Annotated in this window: 20 protein-coding genes and 1 other RNA gene; 17 read left to right on the forward strand and 4 right to left on the reverse strand. The window is 56.0% G+C overall.

Annotated elements, in window-relative coordinates; all coding sequences use genetic code 11:
* Positions 1-11: 11 nt before the first annotated feature.
* Complete coding sequence (gene uxaC, locus M495_RS21325) at positions 12-1,424, reverse strand: glucuronate isomerase (RefSeq protein ID WP_020831794.1); 1,413 nt, start codon at positions 1,422-1,424, stop codon at positions 12-14.
* Between the two features lie 388 nt (positions 1,425-1,812).
* Here uxaC and M495_RS21330 point away from each other — a divergent pair, with 388 nt between their 5' ends.
* From M495_RS21330 to M495_RS21380, 11 genes are all read left to right on the forward strand, one after another.
* The gene (locus tag M495_RS21330) at positions 1,813-3,111 is read left to right on the forward strand and encodes an MFS transporter (RefSeq protein WP_020831796.1); all 1,299 of its coding nucleotides are present in this window, start codon (positions 1,813-1,815) and stop codon (positions 3,109-3,111) included.
* A 116-nt stretch (positions 3,112-3,227) separates the two neighbouring features.
* Complete coding sequence (gene exuR, locus M495_RS21335; protein ID WP_020831798.1) at positions 3,228-4,004, forward strand: transcriptional regulator ExuR; 777 nt, start codon at positions 3,228-3,230, stop codon at positions 4,002-4,004.
* A 185-nt stretch (positions 4,005-4,189) separates the two neighbouring features.
* Positions 4,190-4,636 carry a hypothetical protein gene (locus tag M495_RS21340; RefSeq protein ID WP_020831799.1) on the forward strand — a complete coding sequence of 149 codons (447 nt, stop codon included), beginning with the start codon at positions 4,190-4,192 and terminating at the stop codon, positions 4,634-4,636.
* A gap of 139 nt (positions 4,637-4,775) precedes the next feature.
* Positions 4,776-5,456, forward strand: a complete 681-nt coding sequence (locus M495_RS21345; protein WP_020831800.1) for a DedA family protein — start codon at positions 4,776-4,778, stop codon at positions 5,454-5,456.
* Positions 5,456-5,827, forward strand: a complete 372-nt coding sequence (gene mzrA / locus M495_RS21350) for an EnvZ/OmpR regulon moderator MzrA (protein ID WP_020831802.1) — start codon at positions 5,456-5,458, stop codon at positions 5,825-5,827. Before M495_RS21345 ends, mzrA begins: the two co-directional genes overlap by 1 nt.
* 221 nt (positions 5,828-6,048) lie before the next feature.
* On the forward strand, positions 6,049-6,420 hold the full coding sequence (locus tag M495_RS21355; protein ID WP_020831804.1) for a DUF1090 domain-containing protein: 372 nt from the start codon (positions 6,049-6,051) through the stop codon (positions 6,418-6,420).
* Positions 6,421-6,584: 164 nt separating this feature from the next.
* On the forward strand, positions 6,585-6,890 hold the full coding sequence (locus M495_RS21360; RefSeq protein WP_020831805.1) for a DUF883 family protein: 306 nt from the start codon (positions 6,585-6,587) through the stop codon (positions 6,888-6,890).
* 2 nt (positions 6,891-6,892) lie between these two features.
* Positions 6,893-7,297 (forward strand): phage holin family protein, encoded by a 405-nt coding sequence (locus M495_RS21365; RefSeq protein WP_020831806.1) that lies wholly within the window; start codon positions 6,893-6,895, stop codon positions 7,295-7,297.
* Positions 7,294-7,581 carry a YqjK-like family protein gene (locus M495_RS21370; RefSeq protein ID WP_020831807.1) on the forward strand — a complete coding sequence of 96 codons (288 nt, stop codon included), beginning with the start codon at positions 7,294-7,296 and terminating at the stop codon, positions 7,579-7,581. The genes M495_RS21365 and M495_RS21370 overlap by 4 nt, the downstream gene beginning before the upstream one ends.
* Before the next feature lie 294 nt (positions 7,582-7,875).
* Positions 7,876-8,271, forward strand: coding sequence for a DoxX family protein (locus tag M495_RS21375; RefSeq protein WP_020831809.1), 396 nt, complete (start codon positions 7,876-7,878; stop codon positions 8,269-8,271).
* A 72-nt stretch (positions 8,272-8,343) separates the two neighbouring features.
* Positions 8,344-9,330 carry a glutathione S-transferase family protein gene (locus M495_RS21380; protein ID WP_020831810.1) on the forward strand — a complete coding sequence of 329 codons (987 nt, stop codon included), beginning with the start codon at positions 8,344-8,346 and terminating at the stop codon, positions 9,328-9,330.
* A gap of 37 nt (positions 9,331-9,367) precedes the next feature.
* Here the strand turns inward: M495_RS21380 and M495_RS21385 are convergent, their stop codons facing one another.
* On the reverse strand, positions 9,368-10,273 hold the full coding sequence (locus M495_RS21385) for a LysR family transcriptional regulator (RefSeq protein ID WP_041414994.1): 906 nt from the start codon (positions 10,271-10,273) through the stop codon (positions 9,368-9,370).
* Between the two features lie 107 nt (positions 10,274-10,380).
* Between M495_RS21385 and M495_RS21390 the strand changes: the two genes are divergently transcribed.
* Positions 10,381-11,082, forward strand: coding sequence for a pirin family protein (locus tag M495_RS21390; protein WP_020831814.1), 702 nt, complete (start codon positions 10,381-10,383; stop codon positions 11,080-11,082).
* Positions 11,083-11,140: 58 nt separating this feature from the next.
* Here M495_RS21390 and rnpB read toward each other — a convergent pair.
* Positions 11,141-11,519, reverse strand: an RNA gene (rnpB, locus tag M495_RS24715) — RNase P RNA component class A.
* Between the two features lie 41 nt (positions 11,520-11,560).
* Positions 11,561-12,424, reverse strand: a complete 864-nt coding sequence (gene rsmI, locus M495_RS21395) for a 16S rRNA (cytidine(1402)-2'-O)-methyltransferase (RefSeq protein ID WP_020831815.1) — start codon at positions 12,422-12,424, stop codon at positions 11,561-11,563.
* A 62-nt stretch (positions 12,425-12,486) separates the two neighbouring features.
* On the opposite strand from rsmI, the gene M495_RS21400 reads away from it, so the two are divergent.
* The 5 genes from M495_RS21400 to M495_RS21420 all read left to right on the forward strand — a co-directional run bounded on the left by M495_RS21400 (position 12,487) and on the right by M495_RS21420 (position 17,776).
* Positions 12,487-14,520: a penicillin-binding protein activator gene (locus M495_RS21400; RefSeq protein ID WP_020831817.1), complete on the forward strand. Its 2,034-nt coding sequence runs from the start codon at positions 12,487-12,489 to the stop codon at positions 14,518-14,520.
* Complete coding sequence (locus M495_RS21405) at positions 14,517-14,870, forward strand: YraN family protein (protein ID WP_020831818.1); 354 nt, start codon at positions 14,517-14,519, stop codon at positions 14,868-14,870. Before M495_RS21400 ends, M495_RS21405 begins: the two co-directional genes overlap by 4 nt.
* Positions 14,871-14,921: 51 nt before the next feature.
* A complete protein-coding gene (gene diaA / locus M495_RS21410) occupies positions 14,922-15,512 on the forward strand; it encodes a DnaA initiator-associating protein DiaA (RefSeq protein ID WP_020831820.1) in 591 nt (196 codons plus the stop codon).
* Positions 15,513-15,521: 9 nt separating this feature from the next.
* Complete coding sequence (gene dolP, locus M495_RS21415; RefSeq protein ID WP_020831822.1) at positions 15,522-16,097, forward strand: division/outer membrane stress-associated lipid-binding lipoprotein; 576 nt, start codon at positions 15,522-15,524, stop codon at positions 16,095-16,097.
* A 116-nt stretch (positions 16,098-16,213) separates the two neighbouring features.
* Positions 16,214-17,776 (forward strand): S10 family peptidase, encoded by a 1,563-nt coding sequence (locus tag M495_RS21420; protein WP_020831824.1) that lies wholly within the window; start codon positions 16,214-16,216, stop codon positions 17,774-17,776.
* The last annotated feature ends 41 nt before the right edge of the window (positions 17,777-17,817 follow it).

Raw genomic sequence — 17,817 nt, forward strand, 5'->3', positions numbered from 1 at the left:
TCGGGCAGCGGCTACGCCAGTTCAATGGCGAAATAGTTCTTGGCATTGTCGAAGCAGATGTTTTTCACCATCTCGCCCAGCAGCGCGATATCTGCCGGTGCCTCGCCGTCTGCCACCCAACGTCCCATCATCTGGCAAAGGATGCGGCGGAAGTATTCATGGCGGGTATAAGACAGGAAGCTACGACTGTCGGTCAGCATACCGACAAAGCGGCTCAACAAGCCGAGCTGCGCCAATTGCGTCATCTGACGTTGCATGCCGTCTTTCTGATCGTTGAACCACCAGCCGGAACCGAACTGCATCTTGCCCGGCGTACCCTCTCCCTGGAAGTTACCGACCATGGTGGCGATCACTTCATTGTCACGCGGGTTGAGGCAGTACAGGATGGTCTTCGGCAGGCCCCCCTGACGCGCCTGGGCATCCAGCAGGCGTGAAAGTGGCTCCGCCAGCGGTCGGTCATTTATCGAATCAAAGCCGATATCCGGGCCGACGCTGGCCAGCATGCGGCTGTTATTATTGCGCAGCGCGCCGATGTGATATTGCTGCACCCATTCACGGCGTTGATATTCTGCCGCCAGGAACAGCAGCACCGCACTTTTGAATTGGGCACTCTGCTCTGGCGCAGGTAGCTTGCCGCTCAGGCGCGCCGTTAAAATCGCATCCAGTGCAGCTTCATCCGCCTCTCCATAAACCACCACGTCCAACGCATGGTCAGCCACCTTGCAGCCATGGGCAGCAAAATGATCCATGCGCTTTTTCAACGCGTCACACAGCGCGCTGAATCGACCGATATGAATATCGGCTGCCGCTTCCAGCTTTTGCAGATAGTCATTGAAGCCCGGCGCATCGATATTAAACGCCTTGTCCGGTCGCCAGCTTGGCAACACCTTGATATCGAAACTGCTGTCGGCGGCAATGGCTTTATGGTGGCGCAGATCGTCGACAGGATCGTCAGTGGTGCCGACCATCTTCACATTCATCTGCTGCATGATGCCGCGCGCCCTGAAATCGTCCTGCGCCAACAGGGCATTGCCGCGCTGCCAGATATCGTCCGCCGTCGCCGGGGAAAGCAGCGTGTCGGTGATACCGAACGGACGACGCAGCTCCAGGTGGGTCCAGTGATAAAGTGGGTTACCCAGGGTATGCGGTACGGTGGCAGCCCAGGCATCGAATTTTTCACGATCGCCGGCATCGCCGGTACACAGCCGTTCTGCCACCCCGTTGGTGCGCATCGCCCGCCATTTGTAGTGGTCACCCTTAAGCCAGATTTCGTATAAATTTTTAAAACGGGTGTTCTCGGCGATCTGTTCCGGCGGCAGATGACAGTGATAGTCAAAGATCGGTTGCTCCGCCGCATAGTCATGATACAAACGCCGGGCGAATTCGCTGCCCAGCAAGAAATCTTCGTTTAAAAACGTCGCCATAGCTGGCTCCTCACCTTGCTTGCCGTTCGACACAGTGTTCAATGCGACAAAGTTATCACACCAATTTTATTGGGCGTCCAGCAAAATATCGCCTTCAGCCAGGCTGCCATGACCCAGAAAAGGCCGTTTACCGGCATTTTTGCGGTCAGATAGCGCCAAAACAACCCAATCATGCGGCAAACAGTATTGCCGAATTGAAAAATGGCTTTTGTGATATCACTCAACTTTTAAATCTGTATGACAAGTTATTGTCTCGCCACCCAGTCGTGCTTGCGGCGGGAATACGCCGGTAATGAACAGGCCGGCGCAAATCAACGATAAAGGGATAACCCCTTAAAACGCTGTCGCCGACAGGGCGCCGCCAATTCAAGACTGGGAGATATTTCGGATGCGTAAAATTAAAGGGTTACGCTGGTACATGATCGGACTGGTGACCATCGGCACCGTGCTGGGTTACCTGACGCGTAACGCCATCGCCGTCGCCGCGCCCACGCTGGAAGACACCTTACACATCACCACGCAGCAGTATTCTTACATCGTTGCGGCCTATTCTGCCTGCTATACCCTGATGCAACCGGTGGCGGGATATGTGCTGGACGTCTTGGGTACCAAGGTCGGATACGCCATGTTCGCCATCCTGTGGGCGCTGTTTTGCATGGGCACGGCTCTGGCCAACAGTTGGGGCGGGCTGGCATTGGCGCGCGGGGCTGTGGGCATGGCGGAGGCGGCAATGATCCCCGCCGGGCTGAAGGCCAGCAGTGAGTGGTTCCCGGCCAAAGAACGTTCCATCGCCGTGGGTTACTTCAACGTCGGCTCGTCGATAGGCGGCATGCTGGCGCCGCCGCTGGTGGTCTGGGCAATCGTCGCGCACAGTTGGGAAATGGCGTTCATCATCACCGGCGTGCTGAGCCTGATCTGGGCTGTCTGCTGGCTGATTTTCTATAAGCACCCGAAAGACCAGAAGAAACTCAGCGACGAAGAGCGCGAGTACATTCTGGGTGGGCAGGAAGCACAGCACCAAACCGGCAACGCCAAGAAAATGTCCGCCTGGCAGATTGTTCGCAACCGCCAGTTCTGGGGCATCGCGCTGCCGCGCTTTCTGGCAGAACCGGCCTGGGGCACCTTCAATGCCTGGATCCCGTTATTCATGTTCAAAGCCTACGGCTTCAACCTGAAAGAGATCGCCATGTTCGCCTGGATGCCGATGCTGTTCGCCGATCTGGGCTGTATCGTCGGCGGTTACCTGCCACCGTTTTTCCAGAAACACTTTAAAGTGAACCTGATTGTTTCACGTAAGCTGGTGGTTACCTTGGGTGCTGTGCTGATGATTGGCCCTGGCATGATAGGCCTGTTTACCAGCCCCTATGCGGCTATCGCGCTGCTGTGCGTCGGTGGCTTTGCCCATCAGGCGCTGTCTGGTGCACTGATTACCCTGTCTTCTGACGTCTTCGGTCGCAACGAGGTGGCCACCGCCAACGGCCTGACCGGCATGGCGGCCTGGACCGCCAGTACCCTGTTTGCCCTGGTGGTCGGCGCCCTGGCGGACACACTGGGCTTCAGCCCACTGTTTGCCGCACTGTCGGTATTCGATATTCTCGGCGCCATCGTTATCTGGACCGTCCTGCAAAATCGCCCCGCTACGCAATCCGAAGAGGCAGTATTGGACCCCTCCCCCGCGCGCCATTAACCCCGCAGCCCGGCCATCGCGCCGGGCACTCCCCGGAGTCCACTGGCAGCTCTGCCGGATAAGTGGTATAACAAATCCATGGCCATGCGCCCCTCCCTATCCAAAGAGCATTCACTATGGAATTCACTGAAACCAGACGCCTGTATCAGCAACTGGCCGCCGAGCTTAAACAGCGTATCGAAAGCGGCCGATACCCGGTGGGCGATAAGCTGCCGGCCGAGCGCTACATTGCCGAAGAGATGAACGTCAGCCGTACCGTGGTGCGCGAAGCGATCATCATGCTGGAAGTGGAAGGCTACGTCGACGTACGCAAAGGCTCCGGGATCCACGTGATGTCCAACCAGCAAAAGCATCTGGTAGTGCCGGGCGACAGCATTGAATTTGCCACCGCCGGGCCGTTCGAGCTGCTGCAGGCACGCCAACTGATTGAGAGCAACATCGCCGAATTCGCCGCGACCCAGGTTACCAAGCAGGACATCGTCCAACTGATGGAGATCCAGGAACAGGCGCGCAAGGAAGATCGCTTCCGCGACTCGCAGTGGGATCTGAAATTCCACGTGCAGGTGGCGCTGGCCACTCAGAACACCGCCATGGCCACCATCGTGGAAAAAATGTGGGTTCAACGGGTAAATAACCCTTATTGGATCAAGCTGCATGAGCATATCGACGATCGCTCCATCGCCAGCTGGTGCGACGACCACGATCAGATCCTCAAAGCATTGATACGTAAAGATCCTTACGCCGCCAAGTTGGCCATGTGGCAGCACCTGGAAAACACCAAGCAGATGCTGTTCAACGCCACCAGCGACGATTTTGAATATAATGCCGACCGCTACCTGTTCGCCGATAATCCGGTAGTGCATCTCGATGGCGTAGCCGCCGAAAATAAATAGCCCAGGCGGTCAAAAATCGTCGGGTTATGTCAGGTATTGTAAAATCCGCTGAATCGATGCCTGAACGGCGATTTGCCGTGTAGTATTTCACCGCTGGCAACGTAGATTTCCCTGTTGCCAATCGTGCTATTTTGGTAAAGTTGAGCCACTTTTTTACCCTCTGCTACGGGGCGGGACGCGAATACATGCGCTGGTTGTTTGCCATGCTTATTGCTCTTTTTTGCTGGACCGGTTCGGTCTCCGGCCAAAAGCTATGCGCGGCACCTTCCAAAGCAACCCCTACATCGCTGAGCAGTTTACCCTCGCTCTCCGATCCGCTGCTTTCCCCTTACGACCAGGTTTATCGGTCACCGGCAGAGCTGCAGCGAAAAAAGCCGGGTAAATTGCCGTTGTTATTGCCGCGGTTGCATTCCTTCTCCGGCTCGCTGTCGACCTGCGCCCAATTACCGCCGGTCTATACCCTGGCCGCAGAGCTGGGCCACCGCACCAAACTCCCGCGCCAGAACTCACCTGCGCTCAACCGGCTTGCCCAGGTCAACTGGACGCTGCACACCCCGCAGCAGCAAAACAGGCTAGGCGGCTGGAAAGAAAGTAATATGCTTTACCGTGGCACGCTGACTTACCACTCATGACCGGTGTCGCACCGACTAGAATCTACTAAAAAGCAACGCCGTTTCATCATTATCAGCAGCCAGCATCGCCCGCGCGCTTTCGGCCCACACTCGATCAGCCGCTGAAATAAAATAAACAATGACGTTTTAGGAACACCGGATGGACATCATTAAAGAACTGTTACATGCCTTATGGCAGCAGGATTTTGAGACGCTGGCGAACCCTTCGCTGGTCTGGACCCTCTACGTGCTGCTGTTTATGATCCTGTTTTTGGAAAACGGTCTGCTGCCGGCAGCCTTTCTGCCAGGGGATAGCCTGTTGATCCTGGTCGGCGTCCTGATCGCCAAAGGCACCATGAATTTCCCGCTCACCATCCTGATCCTGACCGTCGCCGCCAGCCTGGGGTGCTGGGTCAGCTACATACAGGGCAAGTGGCTCGGCAATACCCGAACGGTACAGGGCTGGCTGTCGCATCTGCCGGCTCACTATCATCAACGGGCACACCAGTTGTTCCACCGCCACGGGCTTTCCGCCCTGCTGGTCGGTCGTTTCCTGGCGTTTGTCCGCACCCTGCTGCCGACCATTGCCGGCCTGTCTGGCCTGAGCAATGCCCGCTTCCAGTTCTTTAACTGGATGAGCGGCCTGCTGTGGGTCGTGATCCTCACCTCACTGGGCTTTGCGCTGGGAAAAACTCCGGTATTTCGTAAGTATGAAGACCAGCTGATGTTCTGCCTGATGCTGTTGCCGCTGGTGCTGCTGGTCGTCGGGTTAGTCGGCTCGCTGATCGTCTTGTGGCGCAAGAAACGCGCCGACAGCCAGGACCAGGGGAAAGGGGCGTGATGATCAAGCGCCCGCGCTGGCAATATGTTTTGCTGATTGCGCTCGCTTTGCTGGCACTCGCCACGCTGTTGGTGCCCTGCATGGTGCGCACCGAGAGCGAGCTACGCATTCGCGCAGGGCAGCAAGGTCTTTCGCTGCCTGACGGTTTTTATGTCTATCAACGGCTGGATCAACGCGGTATTCGCATCAAAAGCATTACTCCGGAAGGCGACGGTCTGGTGATCCGCCTGGACTCGCCGGAACAGCAGTTGCTGGCGCGCGAGGCCTTGCAAACTATTCTGCCGCCGGGGTACATCATTGCCCTGAGCGAATCCCCAGTACCTACCCATTGGGTACGTGAATTTGCACGCTCTCCCCTTAATCTGGGATAATACCCTTTCATATGAAAGGGTTTCCTTTCATAACACCGCCCTGTTCAATTAAGCATCAATCACCACCGAACTGTGGCGGATTCTTTGGGGTCTTCACGATTTATGGCTATGCTCAAAGTTAGCGTCAGTCAGCCACGTAAGACTCCTGTCGCACTGCCCCTGTTGGCAGTCAGGAACAGTGGATGCGTTCTAGCGCCTCCCATTAACAAGGAATTGATAGCATGAAATTACGCCAATCGATGTTACTGGCTCTCCCATTCTTCGTCTTCCCGGCCCTGTCGTTTGCGGCTGAGGGCGGTTGTGCAGCCAAAGCACAAGAGATTCAAAAACAGATCGATTACGCCACCCAGCATGGCAACACTCACCGTGTTGCTGGGCTGAAAACGGCACTGAGCGAAGTGCAAACGCATTGCACCGAAGCCGGCCTGCAGGCCGATCGCCAGAAAAAAATCGATGAGAAACAAAGCAAGGTAGCCGAACGTCAGCAGGAGCTGAAAGAAGCTCAGCAGGCCGGCAATCTGGATAAAATTGCCAAGAAACAGAAAAAGCTGACTGAAGCTCAAGCCGAGCTTAAGCAAGCCCAAGCGGAATAATTTTTTTACACTAGCGGATTTATCGCTGAGAGCCGCACCATGCGGGATTTTTACCGTATTTGAAATGGATGCTTAGTGATATCAACTACTCATCGCCCCTTTGCTCCGGCGAAAAAATCCGCTATGTTAAAAGTCTGTCTCAGTTAACGTTAAGGAATTATCACATGGCACATGATTCAAATGCAGAAAACTTACGCGCTGAACTTAAATCCTTAGCCGATACGCTGGAAGAAGTGTTGAACTCTTCCACCGATAAGCCAAAAGCCGAACTGGAAAAGCTGCGCTCCAAAGCTGAAGGCGCGCTGAAGGATACCCGTGCTCGCCTGAGCGATGCCGGGGACAAACTGGCTTCTCAAACCAAACAGATCGCCGGCCAGGCGGACGAATATGTTCGTGATAATCCGTGGACTGGTATCGGTATCGGCGCCGCTGTCGGTGTGGTTCTGGGCGTTCTGTTAGCTCGCCGCTAATTATGGCTGAACAACAACCGCAAGTTCGTGCACAGGGCCCCGCCAAGGGGGTCCTGGATGTCGCCCAGCGCATCATTACTATTCTGGTCGGTATGGTGGAGACCCGTGTCCGTCTGGCAGTGGTCGAGTTGGAAGAGGAGAAAGCCAACCTCATTCAGTTGCTGATCATGGCCGGCATGACGCTGTTGTTCACCGCATTTGGCCTGATGAGCCTGTTGATCCTGATTTTCTGGGCCATCGATCCTATCTACCGCCTGATGGCGTTAGGGGCCACTACCGGGGTGCTGCTGTTCCTGGCCGTGTTCGGTGCCATTTGGACACTGGTCAAGGCTCGACGCTCCACGTTGTTGGGCGCCACGCGCAAACAGTTGGAGATCGACCGTTCCGAGCTGGAGGACGAAAAATGAATCGTCGCCGCTATCTGGAATGGAGAAAAGAGAAGCTCATCCGCAAGATCCAGCAGCAAAGGCTGGATCTTGCGGAAAACAAAACCCTGTGGTTGGAAAAGACCGAGCGTATCGATCGCGGCTGGCAAACGGTTTTCGGCTTGCGTAAATACCTGGTGGTCGGCTCCAGCGTGATGGCCATCTACGGTATACGCCATCCGAGCAAGCTGATTCGCTGGTCTCGTCGCGCTTTTGGTGTCTTTGGCACTATCCGTTTGATCCAGAAAACCTTTTCCAACAAATAACCTTTCGCAGTTCCTTCAATTCTTCCGTTGTTAAGCCCGCCTTTTCGCAGAAAATTCCCGTTTCTGTCGGTGAAGGCTGGGCAACATTCTGATTCCCCTCTCTTTGTTAGCAGGCTAAAGATTCAGTTTTTTTGAAAAAATACGACAGTTTTACTTGCTAACAAAGCGTACGCTTCCCGATTAACATTCACTCCATCGACACGAGACGGGCCGCACGGGGCTAAATACCCGGCATACCGCCCACCGACATGAAAACGCCAAGACTGGCAAACAAAAATCACTTTGGAGTAAATGATGAAAAAATTAGAAGATACAGGTTTGCTGGTTGCGCGTATTTTGATGACAATCCTGTTTATCGTGGCAGGCTACGGCAAAATGGGCGATGCCTATGCCGGAACCCAACAGTACATGCAATCAATGGGCGTGCCTGGCTTCTTGTTGCCGCTGACCATCCTGCTGGAATTTGGCGGCGGTCTGGCAATCATGTTCGGTTTCCTGACTCGTACCGTAGCGCTGTTCACCGCCGGTTTTACTGTGCTGACCGCGTTATTGTTCCATACTAACTTTGCGGAAGGCGTAAACCAGCTGATGTTCATGAAGAACCTGGCCATCGCCGGCGGCTTCCTGGTACTGGCTGTTGCCGGCCCGGGCGGTTTCAGTATCGACCGTTTGCTGAACAAGAAGTGGTAAGTTTTTAATAGCGACACGGGGCCCGGTAAGCGGGCCCTTCTGCTTTTTCACTCGGACACGAAGGAGATTCCCATGGGACAACTCGTCGATGGCGTTTGGCAAGACATCTGGTATGACACCTCATCTACCGGAGGCCGTTTCAAACGCTCAACCTCTCAGTTCCGCAACTGGGTGACCGCCGACGGCCAGCCGGGCGAACACGGCGTCGGAGGTTTTAAAGCGGAGAAAGATCGTTATCACCTGTACGTTTCACTTGCCTGCCCTTGGGCGCACCGCACTCTGCTGATGCGTAAATTGAAAGGGCTGGAGCAGATCATTCCTGTTTCGGTGGTACATCCGCTGATGCTGGAAAACGGCTGGACCTTCGGCACCGATTTCCCTGAAGCGACCGGCGATGATCTCTATCACTCAGATTTCCTCTACCAGCTTTACCTGCGCGCCGACCCGCACTACACCGGTCGTGTGACTGTTCCGGTGCTGTGGGACAAGCAGCAGCAAACCATCGTCAGCAATGAATCCGCCGATATCATTCGCATGTTCAACAGCGCATTCGATGGCGTTGGCGCACGCGCCGGCGATTATTATCCTGCAGAGCTACGCGGGAAAATTGATGAGCTGAACGGCTGGATTTACGACCTGGTGAACAACGGAGTGTATAAGGCCGGTTTTGCCACCAGCCAGGAGGCCTATGACGAAGCGGTACACGGGGTATTCGACGCCCTGGCACGGCTGGAGCAAATTCTGGGACAACAGCGTTATCTGACGGGCGATCGCCTGACTGAGGCTGACCTGCGCCTGTGGACCACGTTGATACGCTTCGATCCGGTGTATGTTACCCACTTTAAGTGCGACAAACACCGCATCAGCGATTACCTCAACCTGTACGGCTTCCTGCGTGATATCTACCAGATGCCAGGCATTGCCGAAACGGTCAGTTTGCCGCACATCCGCAATCACTATTATCGCAGCCACGCCACCATCAATCCGCACGGCATCATTTCGATTGGGCCGGCGCAGGATCTCGACGAACCACACGGTCGCGACACGCGTTTCGGTTAACGGCAAGCTCCCCTTTGCCTGCGGCAAGGGGGAGCGCTTACTGACGCTCCAACTGGGTGAACAGCCTTGGGATCTCGCGCAGGAACCAGGCTTTCGCCTCACCCATGCTGTCGCGCCGCCAGGCCATGATAATGTCAACTTCACGGCTGTATTCCGGCCCCACCACCCGCAAGCGCCCTTCTTCGATATCTTTCTCGACCATCGGGTAAGGCATGGTCGCCACGCCCAGACCGGCCAACAGAGCCAGACGTTTATCTTCAATGGTGCTCACCGTCAGGCGCTGCTGCTTATCCAGCAATTGTACGGTCAATACCGGACGCTCCCTGGCGGTATCGGCTACCGCAATACCACGGTATTTCACCCGCGTGGCCTCAGCCAACGGCTCTGGCTCCAGATGGATCGGATGGTCCGGCGCGGCCACATACATGCTCGTCACTTTGTACAGTTTGCGCGTGTTGATTTCTGACGAGGCGCGAAAATGCATGTCCGGGGCGATAACGATATCGGCGCGCCCCTGCTCCAGCCGCTCCCAGGCTCCAGCCAGCACCTCAGTGAAGATAGACACCTGGGTATTGGCTTTGAGCGCCAGCTTATCAACCAGCGGAAACAGCTTGCTTGGCGGCGACAAGGCCTCGCTGACGATAGTCAGATGGGTTTCCCAGCCGCGCGCCAGGGCCTCGGCGTCGGTGGTCAACTTATCCGCCGCCTCCAGCAGCACCCGTCCACGATCCAGCAGCATGCGGCCGACGTTGGTGAATTTGGTGCGGTGGCCGGAGCGGTCGAACAGCACCACGTCCAATTCTTCTTCCAATTTTTGCATGGTGTAGCTGAGCGCCGAAGGCACACGCCCCAACTCATCGGCTGCCGCAGCAAAGCTGCCACGTCGGTCGATCGCATCCATAACCCTTAACGCTTCAAGCGTTAACGCCCGATCTCTGGCCATCGAATCTCTCTGTCAGGAAATTTGAATATGCCGACCAGATTAACTGGCTAACAATCCGGCGTCCAGATGCTTACCATCTAGATAATGAATTTAGAGAGCCAATTGCCATGATTACATGCAGAACAGCAAAACAATGCGGGCAAGCTGACTTTGGTTGGCTGCAGGCTCGCTACACCTTTTCTTTTGGACATTACTTCGATCCCAAGCTGATGGGTTACGCCTCGCTGCGGGTGCTCAATCAGGAAGTCCTGGCGCCGGGCGCAGCCTTGCAGCCGCGTACTTATCCGAGCGTGGACATTCTGAATTTGATCCTGCAGGGCCAGGCCGAATATCGCGACAGCGACGGTAACTCGATGAGCGCCAAGGCCGGTGAGGCTTTGCTGCTGGCCACCCAGCCAGGGATGAGTTACAGCGAACAAAACGCCAGCAGCGATACGCCGCTAACCCGTCTGCAACTGTGGTTGGATGCCTGTCCAGACACCAATAACGAACGAGTGCAGCGCCTGACGCTGCCAGCGAAGGGTGTGACGCTACTGGCATCGCCGGACGGCGCTCAGGGTAGCCTGCAACTGCGACAACAGGTGTGGATCCATCACCTGGATTTACAGGAAGGCGAGCAGCAGACGTTGGCATTGAATGGGCCCCGTGCTTACTTGCAGTCGATCCACGGTACCATTGAAGCCCAAGGCAACCATCAGGACAGCCAGAACCTGACGTGCGGTGACGGCGCATTTATCCATGATGAAAACCGCCTGACGATACGCGCCGCCACGCCGCTGCGTGCGCTGCTGATCGACTTGCCGGTGTGAGTCACATCCTGAAAGGAAAAAACCCCGCGTAACTTGCGTCACGCGGGGTTTTCTTTATAGAGGGAGCTGACCGGTAAGCCGGGTTCTGTCGTGGACAGTCATTCCTCTAGGCCAGCAATCGCTCACTGGCTCAAGCAGCCTACCCGGGTTCAGTACGGGCCGTACCATGTGAACCCCTATTTGGCCTTGCTCCGGGTGGAGTTTACCGTGCCACGAACTGTTGCCAGTCGCGCGGTGCGCTCTTACCGCACCCTTTCACCCTTACCTGATCCCGCTTGCGCGGGCCATCGGCGGTTTGCTCTCTGTTGCACTAGTCGTAGGCTTGCGCCTCCCAGGCGTTACCTGGCACCCTGCCCTATGGAGCCCGGACTTTCCTCCCCTCCACCTGTCTCCCCCGAAAGGGACGGCAGTGAAGCGGCGACTGTCTGGTCAACTCCGGCGCGGATAGTAGCGTTGCGCTCACGGCAGGTCAACCGCTTTACTGTTCTTGTTGCTCCAATGCGTGTTTATACAACGCATTTTTCTTCACGCCGTGGATCTCCGCCGCCAGCGCCGCCGCCTTTTTCAACGGCAATTCTTTTTGCAACAGCGCCAGCGTCCGCAACGCCTCCAGCGGCAGTGCATCTTCCTGTACTTTGTGGCCTTCAACGATCAACACCATCTCACCGCGACGACGCACTTCATCTTCCTGCACCCAGGCCAGCAATTCGCCGACCGGCGCACCGGTAATGGATTCCCAGGTCTTGGTCAGTTCGCGCGCCAGCACCACGTAACGGTGCGGCCCCCACACGGTCACCATGTCCTGCAAACTTTCCAGCAGACGGTGGGTTGATTCGTAGAAAATCAGCGTGCGCGGTTCCTCTGCCAGCGCCATCAGCGTATCCTTACGCCCCTTGGTTTTCGCCGGAAGGAACCCTTCGTAACAGAAGCGGTCTGAAGCCAGACCGGCAGCACACAGCGCGGTGGTTGCCGCACAGGCGCCCGGCAAGGGTACCACGCGGATACCGGCTTCACGGCAGCGGCGTACCAGGTGATAGCCAGGATCGTTAATCAAAGGCGTACCTGCGTCGGAAACCAGCGCAATGCTCTGGCCTTCCTGCAATTTAGCCAGCAGTTGATCGGCCTTTTGCTGTTCGTTATGGTCGTGCAGCGCAAACAACCGCGCGCTAATCGCAAAGTGTTGCAACAGCAACCCGGTGTGGCGCGTGTCCTCCGCCGCAATCAGATCAACGCTTTTCAGTACCTCTAACGCACGGTGGGTAATGTCCCCTAAATTGCCGATTGGGGTGGGCACCACATACAGCGTTGATGCAGAAATGACTGATTGTTGGTGTTGATTCATTGTTTCATCCGGATTGCCGATTTAATATTAAGCATCTTGAAAAAAACATCACTGGATACAGTATGCTTTCCTCAACATTCGTTCGTACCAAAGCAGGGCGTTCAAAGCCTGTCCGACTTACCGCAGTTATCGCGGCAGCCCTTTTCCTTGCAGGTTGCCCGAGTCAGGCCCCGCAGACGCCGCCCGCTAATATACAGGACGAAGCGAGCGCCAGTTCCGATTACTATCTGCAGCAGCTACAGCAAAGCAGCAATGATAACAAGGCTGACTGGCAATTACTTGCTATTCGCGCGTTACTGCGCGAAGGGAAACTGCCGCAGGCCAGTGAACAACTGAACCAGCTGCCGAAAAACCTCAGCAGCGTTCAACTGGTGGAGCGCCAGTTACTGAGCGCCGAGCTGCAGGTGGCGAACAAAAGCTACGTCGCTGCCCGCACCACCCTGAGCCATCTGGATACCGGCTCGTTGTCGGCCAACCAACTGGTGCGCTTCTACCAGGCGCAGATCGCTGCCAATCAGGGTAAACCTTCTCTGCCGCTGATCCGCGCTTACATCGCACAAGAACCGCTGGTGACCGGCAAAGCGCACCAAACCAATCTGGACCAGACCTGGCTGGCCCTGCTGCAGCTGACACCGCAGGACATGAACAGTCTGGTGATCAACGCCAATGAGAATGTACTGCAGGGCTGGTTGGATCTGCTGCGCGTTTATCAGGACAACAAACAGGATCCCGATCTGCTGAAGGCCGGTATTAAAGATTGGCAGAATCGCTACCCGCAGAATCCGGCGGCGAAAACACTGCCCACTCAGTTAAACCAGGTACTGAACTTTACCCAGGCTTCTACTTCAAAAATCGCACTACTGCTGCCGTTGAACGGCCAGGCAAAAGTGTTCGCCGACGCGATCCAAAAAGGGTTTGAAGCGGCGAAAAACGGCGTGACGCCTTCCGCTCCGGTGCAACAACAACAGCAGCAACAGCCTACCAGCGAGCCGGTACAGGCTCCTGCCTCGACGGATCCTAATGCCAACGGCGCAGTAAGCACCTCGGCGCCGTCAGCAGATGCTGCCCCGGTCGCTGCCGCTCAGCCTTCTGCTCCGTCTACCGCGCCAATTACGCCGCCGCAGGCCGCTAACGCGCAAATTAAGGTGTATGATACCTCCAGTCAGCCACTGGCCGCGCTGCTGACGCAGGCCCAGCAGGATGGTGCCACCCTGGTGGTCGGCCCGCTGCTGAAAGAAAATGTCGATCAACTGGCCGGCAGCACCACCACCCTGAACGTCTTGGCGCTCAACCAGCCGGAAACGCCGAAGGACAATCCGAACATTTGTTACTTCGCGCTTTCACCGGAAGATGAAGCCCGCGATGCTGCCCGCCACATTTGGGAACAGCAGAAACGGCAACCGCTGTTGCTGATCCCGCGCGGTGCCTTCGGCGATCGCGTTGCCAAAGCCTTTAATCAGGAGTGGCAAAAACTGGGCGGCCAAACGGTGCTGCAGCAAAATATCGGCTCCGCCGGTGAACTGCGCCAAATGGTGAACAGCGGCGGCATTCGCATGTCGGGTACGCCAATCTCCACCGCGCCGGCACCGCAGGCCGTTACCATTGCCGGGCTGACCATCCCTGCGCCACCGAGCGATACGCCAGCAGCCAGCGGCGGCAGCGTAGATTCGGTCTATATCGTCGCGACCCAGTCCCAGCTGACGTTGATCAAACCGATGATCGACATGGCCACCAACTCGCGCAGCAAGCCGGCGATGTACGCCAGTTCACGCAGCTACCAGGCCGGTGCCGGTCCGGACTTCCGTCTGGAAATGGAAGGCCTGCAGTTCAGCGATATCCCGTTGCTGGCCGGTGCCAACCCGCAGCTATTGCAGCAGGCAAGCAGCCAGTTCCGCAACGACTACTCGCTGGTGCGTCTGTACGCCATGGGGATGGATGCCTGGACATTGTCCAACCACTTTGCTGAAATGCGCCAGTTGCCCGGCTTCCAGGTCTCAGGCACCACTGGCATGCTGACCGCCTCACCGGGTTGCGTCATCAACAGAAAACTGCCTTGGCTGCAATACCGCCAGGGCATGGTCGTTCCGGTCTCTTGAGTCAACGCGCCACAGGGGCGGGCTATGAATTACAGGCCCGCCACTATCTGGAACGCGCCGGGCTCACTTTCTTCGCCGCCAATGTTACGCTGCGCGGCGGTGAGCTCGACCTGATCATGCGCGATGGCCAAACCTGGGTGTTCGTTGAAGTACGCTACCGGCGCAGCGATGCGTTTGGCGGTGCAGCCGCCAGCGTTACCTATCGCAAGCAACAGCGGTTGCTGCATGCCGCCGCCGTTTGGCTGGCGGGGCGCGGAGCCAGTTTTGACACATCGTCTTGCCGTTTTGATGTTTTGGCCATTACCGGTAGCCAGTTAGAATGGATACCCAATGCCTTCAATGCGGATTAAACGCGGTTTACCGGTGCAGACCGGCCCTTTGACTTAGTGGATTAATACAACGTGCTGGATAGAATTAAAGCCTGTTTTACCGAAAGCATCCAAACCCAGATTGCGGCGGCGGAAGCTTTGCCCGACGCCATCTCGCGTGCAGCAATGACGCTGGTTCAATCCTTACTTAACGGTAATAAAATTCTGTGCTGCGGTAACGGCACCTCGGCAGCCAATGCTCAGCATTTCGCCGCCAGCATGATCAACCGCTTTGAAACCGAGCGCCCAAGCCTGCCGGCCATTGCCCTGAATGCCGATAACGTAGTGCTGACCGCGATCACCAACGATCGCCTGCACGATGAAGTCTATGCCAAACAGGTTCGTGCGCTCGGACACGCCGGCGACGTACTGCTGGCAATTTCCACCCGTGGCAATAGCCGTGATATTGTGAAAGCGGTCGAAGCCGCCGTGACGCGTGACATGACGATTGTCGCACTTACCGGTTACGACGGTGGGGAACTGGCCGGCTTGCTCGGTCAGCAGGATGTCGAGATCCGCATCCCTTCCCACCGCAGTGCACGCATTCAGGAAATGCATATGCTGACTGTAAATTGCCTATGCGACCTGATAGATAATACGTTGTTTCCCCACCAGGACGATTAAGGAACTGAGATGAAGCTAAAAGCCACATTTGCAGTGCTGTCCAGCGCCCTGCTGTTACAAGGTTGTATTGCAGGCGTTGTCGTTGGCAGCGCCGCCGTCGCCACTAAAACGGCCACCGACCCACGCAGCGTGGGGACTCAGGTAGACGATGGGACGCTGGAAGCCCGGGTTGAAAATGCCCTGAGCAAAGATCAGCAGCTGAAAAAAGAGGCTCGGGTGGTTGCGACCGCCTATCAGGGTAAAGTCCTGCTGACTGGCCAATCGCCAAGCACCGATCTGGCGGCTCGCGCCAAGCAAATCGCCATGGGCGTTGAAGGCACCACCGAAGTGTATAACGAGATCCGTCAGGGAACGCCGGTTAGCCTGAGCACCGCCTCCTCCGATACCTGGATCACCACCAAGGTCCGTTCACAGCTGCTCACCAGCGATACGGTGAAGTCATCCAACGTGAAAGTGACCACTGAAAATGGCGAAGTGTTCTTGCTGGGCCTGGTCACCCAACAGGAAGGCCAGTCTGCGGCGCAGATCGCCAGCCAGGTGAGCGGCGTGAAACACGTCACCACCGCCTTCACCTTCGTTAAATGATCCTTCAGGCAAGGGGCCTTCCCCTTGCCGCTTTTCTGCACGCTCCCCGCTGTTGTACCCTGGTTTAATGAGTCGCGTTTAAAGTCATCTCTCACTTCATTACGGATAAAATTCAAATGGACAGAATTTTAATCGGTTTTCTCACTGCCGTTTCTTTATTCACCGCCGGAGTTTCCGCCGCCAATCCGCCGCAGGAAGCGCCCCGCGCCGAGCACGCCCCGGCCCCGATGGCCGATCAAACCGTTGCTACCGAAGGCGCGATCACGGTCAACCAGGTAAAAATCAATTATCAGGCGCAAACCGGGGTGCTGGAATTGAGTAAAGACGACCCTGAAGATCCCGTGACCGGCATGTTCTATGTCGCGTATTTCAAAAAGAATGAGAATAAGAACGAGAACAGGCCGATTACCTTTATCTACAACGGCGGGCCGGGCTCCGCCTCGCTTTGGCTGCATATGGGGGCACTCGGGCCTAAACGGGTTATCGCTACTCAGCCAGAGAAAACACAGCTGGCGCCTTACCAACTAACCGATAACCAATACAGCCTGCTCAACGTCAGCGATCTGGTGTTTATCGATGCCCCCGGAACGGGTTACAGCCGCTTTTCCAGCAGTGCCGCCAGCCAGCCGGAGAGAGCGCAGCAAAAATCACAGAGTGCCAGCAACGTTTATGGCGTCAACGGCGATGCTCAGGCTTTTTCTCAGTTTATCGTTCAGTTTCTAACGCATTACCAACGCTGGAACTCACCTAAATATTTATTGGGTGAAAGCTACGGCACTACCCGCTCGGTGGTATTGGCCGAGACGCTAAAAAATCAGAATATCGATCTTAACGGTATTATCCTGATGTCGCAGTTTCTGAACTATGACAATAATGTCGACGATCCCAATCAAAACCCCGGCGTCGATCAGCCTTACTACCTGGCACTACCCACCTACGCGGCCAGCGCGTGGTACCACCAGCGGCTGCCGGGCAAACACCAGAACCTGCAAACCTTGTTAGACCAGGCCGAGAAGTTTGCACTGGGAACTTATGCCCAGGCATTGCTGCAAGGTGCCAATCTGCCTGAAAAAGATCGCCAAACGCTCGCCGAGCAACTTTACCAATTTACCGGCATTTCGGCCGATTATTGGCTCAAGGCCAATCTGCGCCTAAGTGGGCCGGTTTTCGCCAAACAACTGTTGAGCGGCCAGGACGAGACCATTGGCAGAATCGATACCCGCTATCGTGGGCCGTCGCTGGATAATATCGCCGAAACGTCCAATTACGATCCCAACATCAGTGCAATTACTTCCGCCTACGTCGCGCAATTCCACGATTATCTTGGCAAGACGCTGCATTTTAGCGCCGACCAAAACTATCGCGCATTTTCCGATGAGATCTATGACTGGAACATGTCCAGCAACAGCCGCGACAGATCGTTTAACGTGTTGCCGAGCCTGTCGCGGGTGATGAAAATGAACCCGGCAATGAGAGTGATGGTGATAGGAGGGGTTTACGATCTGGCCACGCCTTATTTCGTCGCCAAATATGAGATGAGCCATCTGCCCGTGTCGCCCAAACTACGCGACAATATCCGTTTCTATTGGTATGACACCGGGCATATGCCGTACGTGGATGAACCATCGCTCAAAAAGATGCATGCAGACCTGAGTGCGTTTATCAGTCAAAAACCCTGATACAAAATTCACTGCTAAAGAGACGGCTCCCCTGCCTAACG

The organism is Serratia liquefaciens ATCC 27592, from assembly GCF_000422085.1.
Taxonomy (GTDB): domain Bacteria; phylum Pseudomonadota; class Gammaproteobacteria; order Enterobacterales; family Enterobacteriaceae; genus Serratia; species Serratia liquefaciens.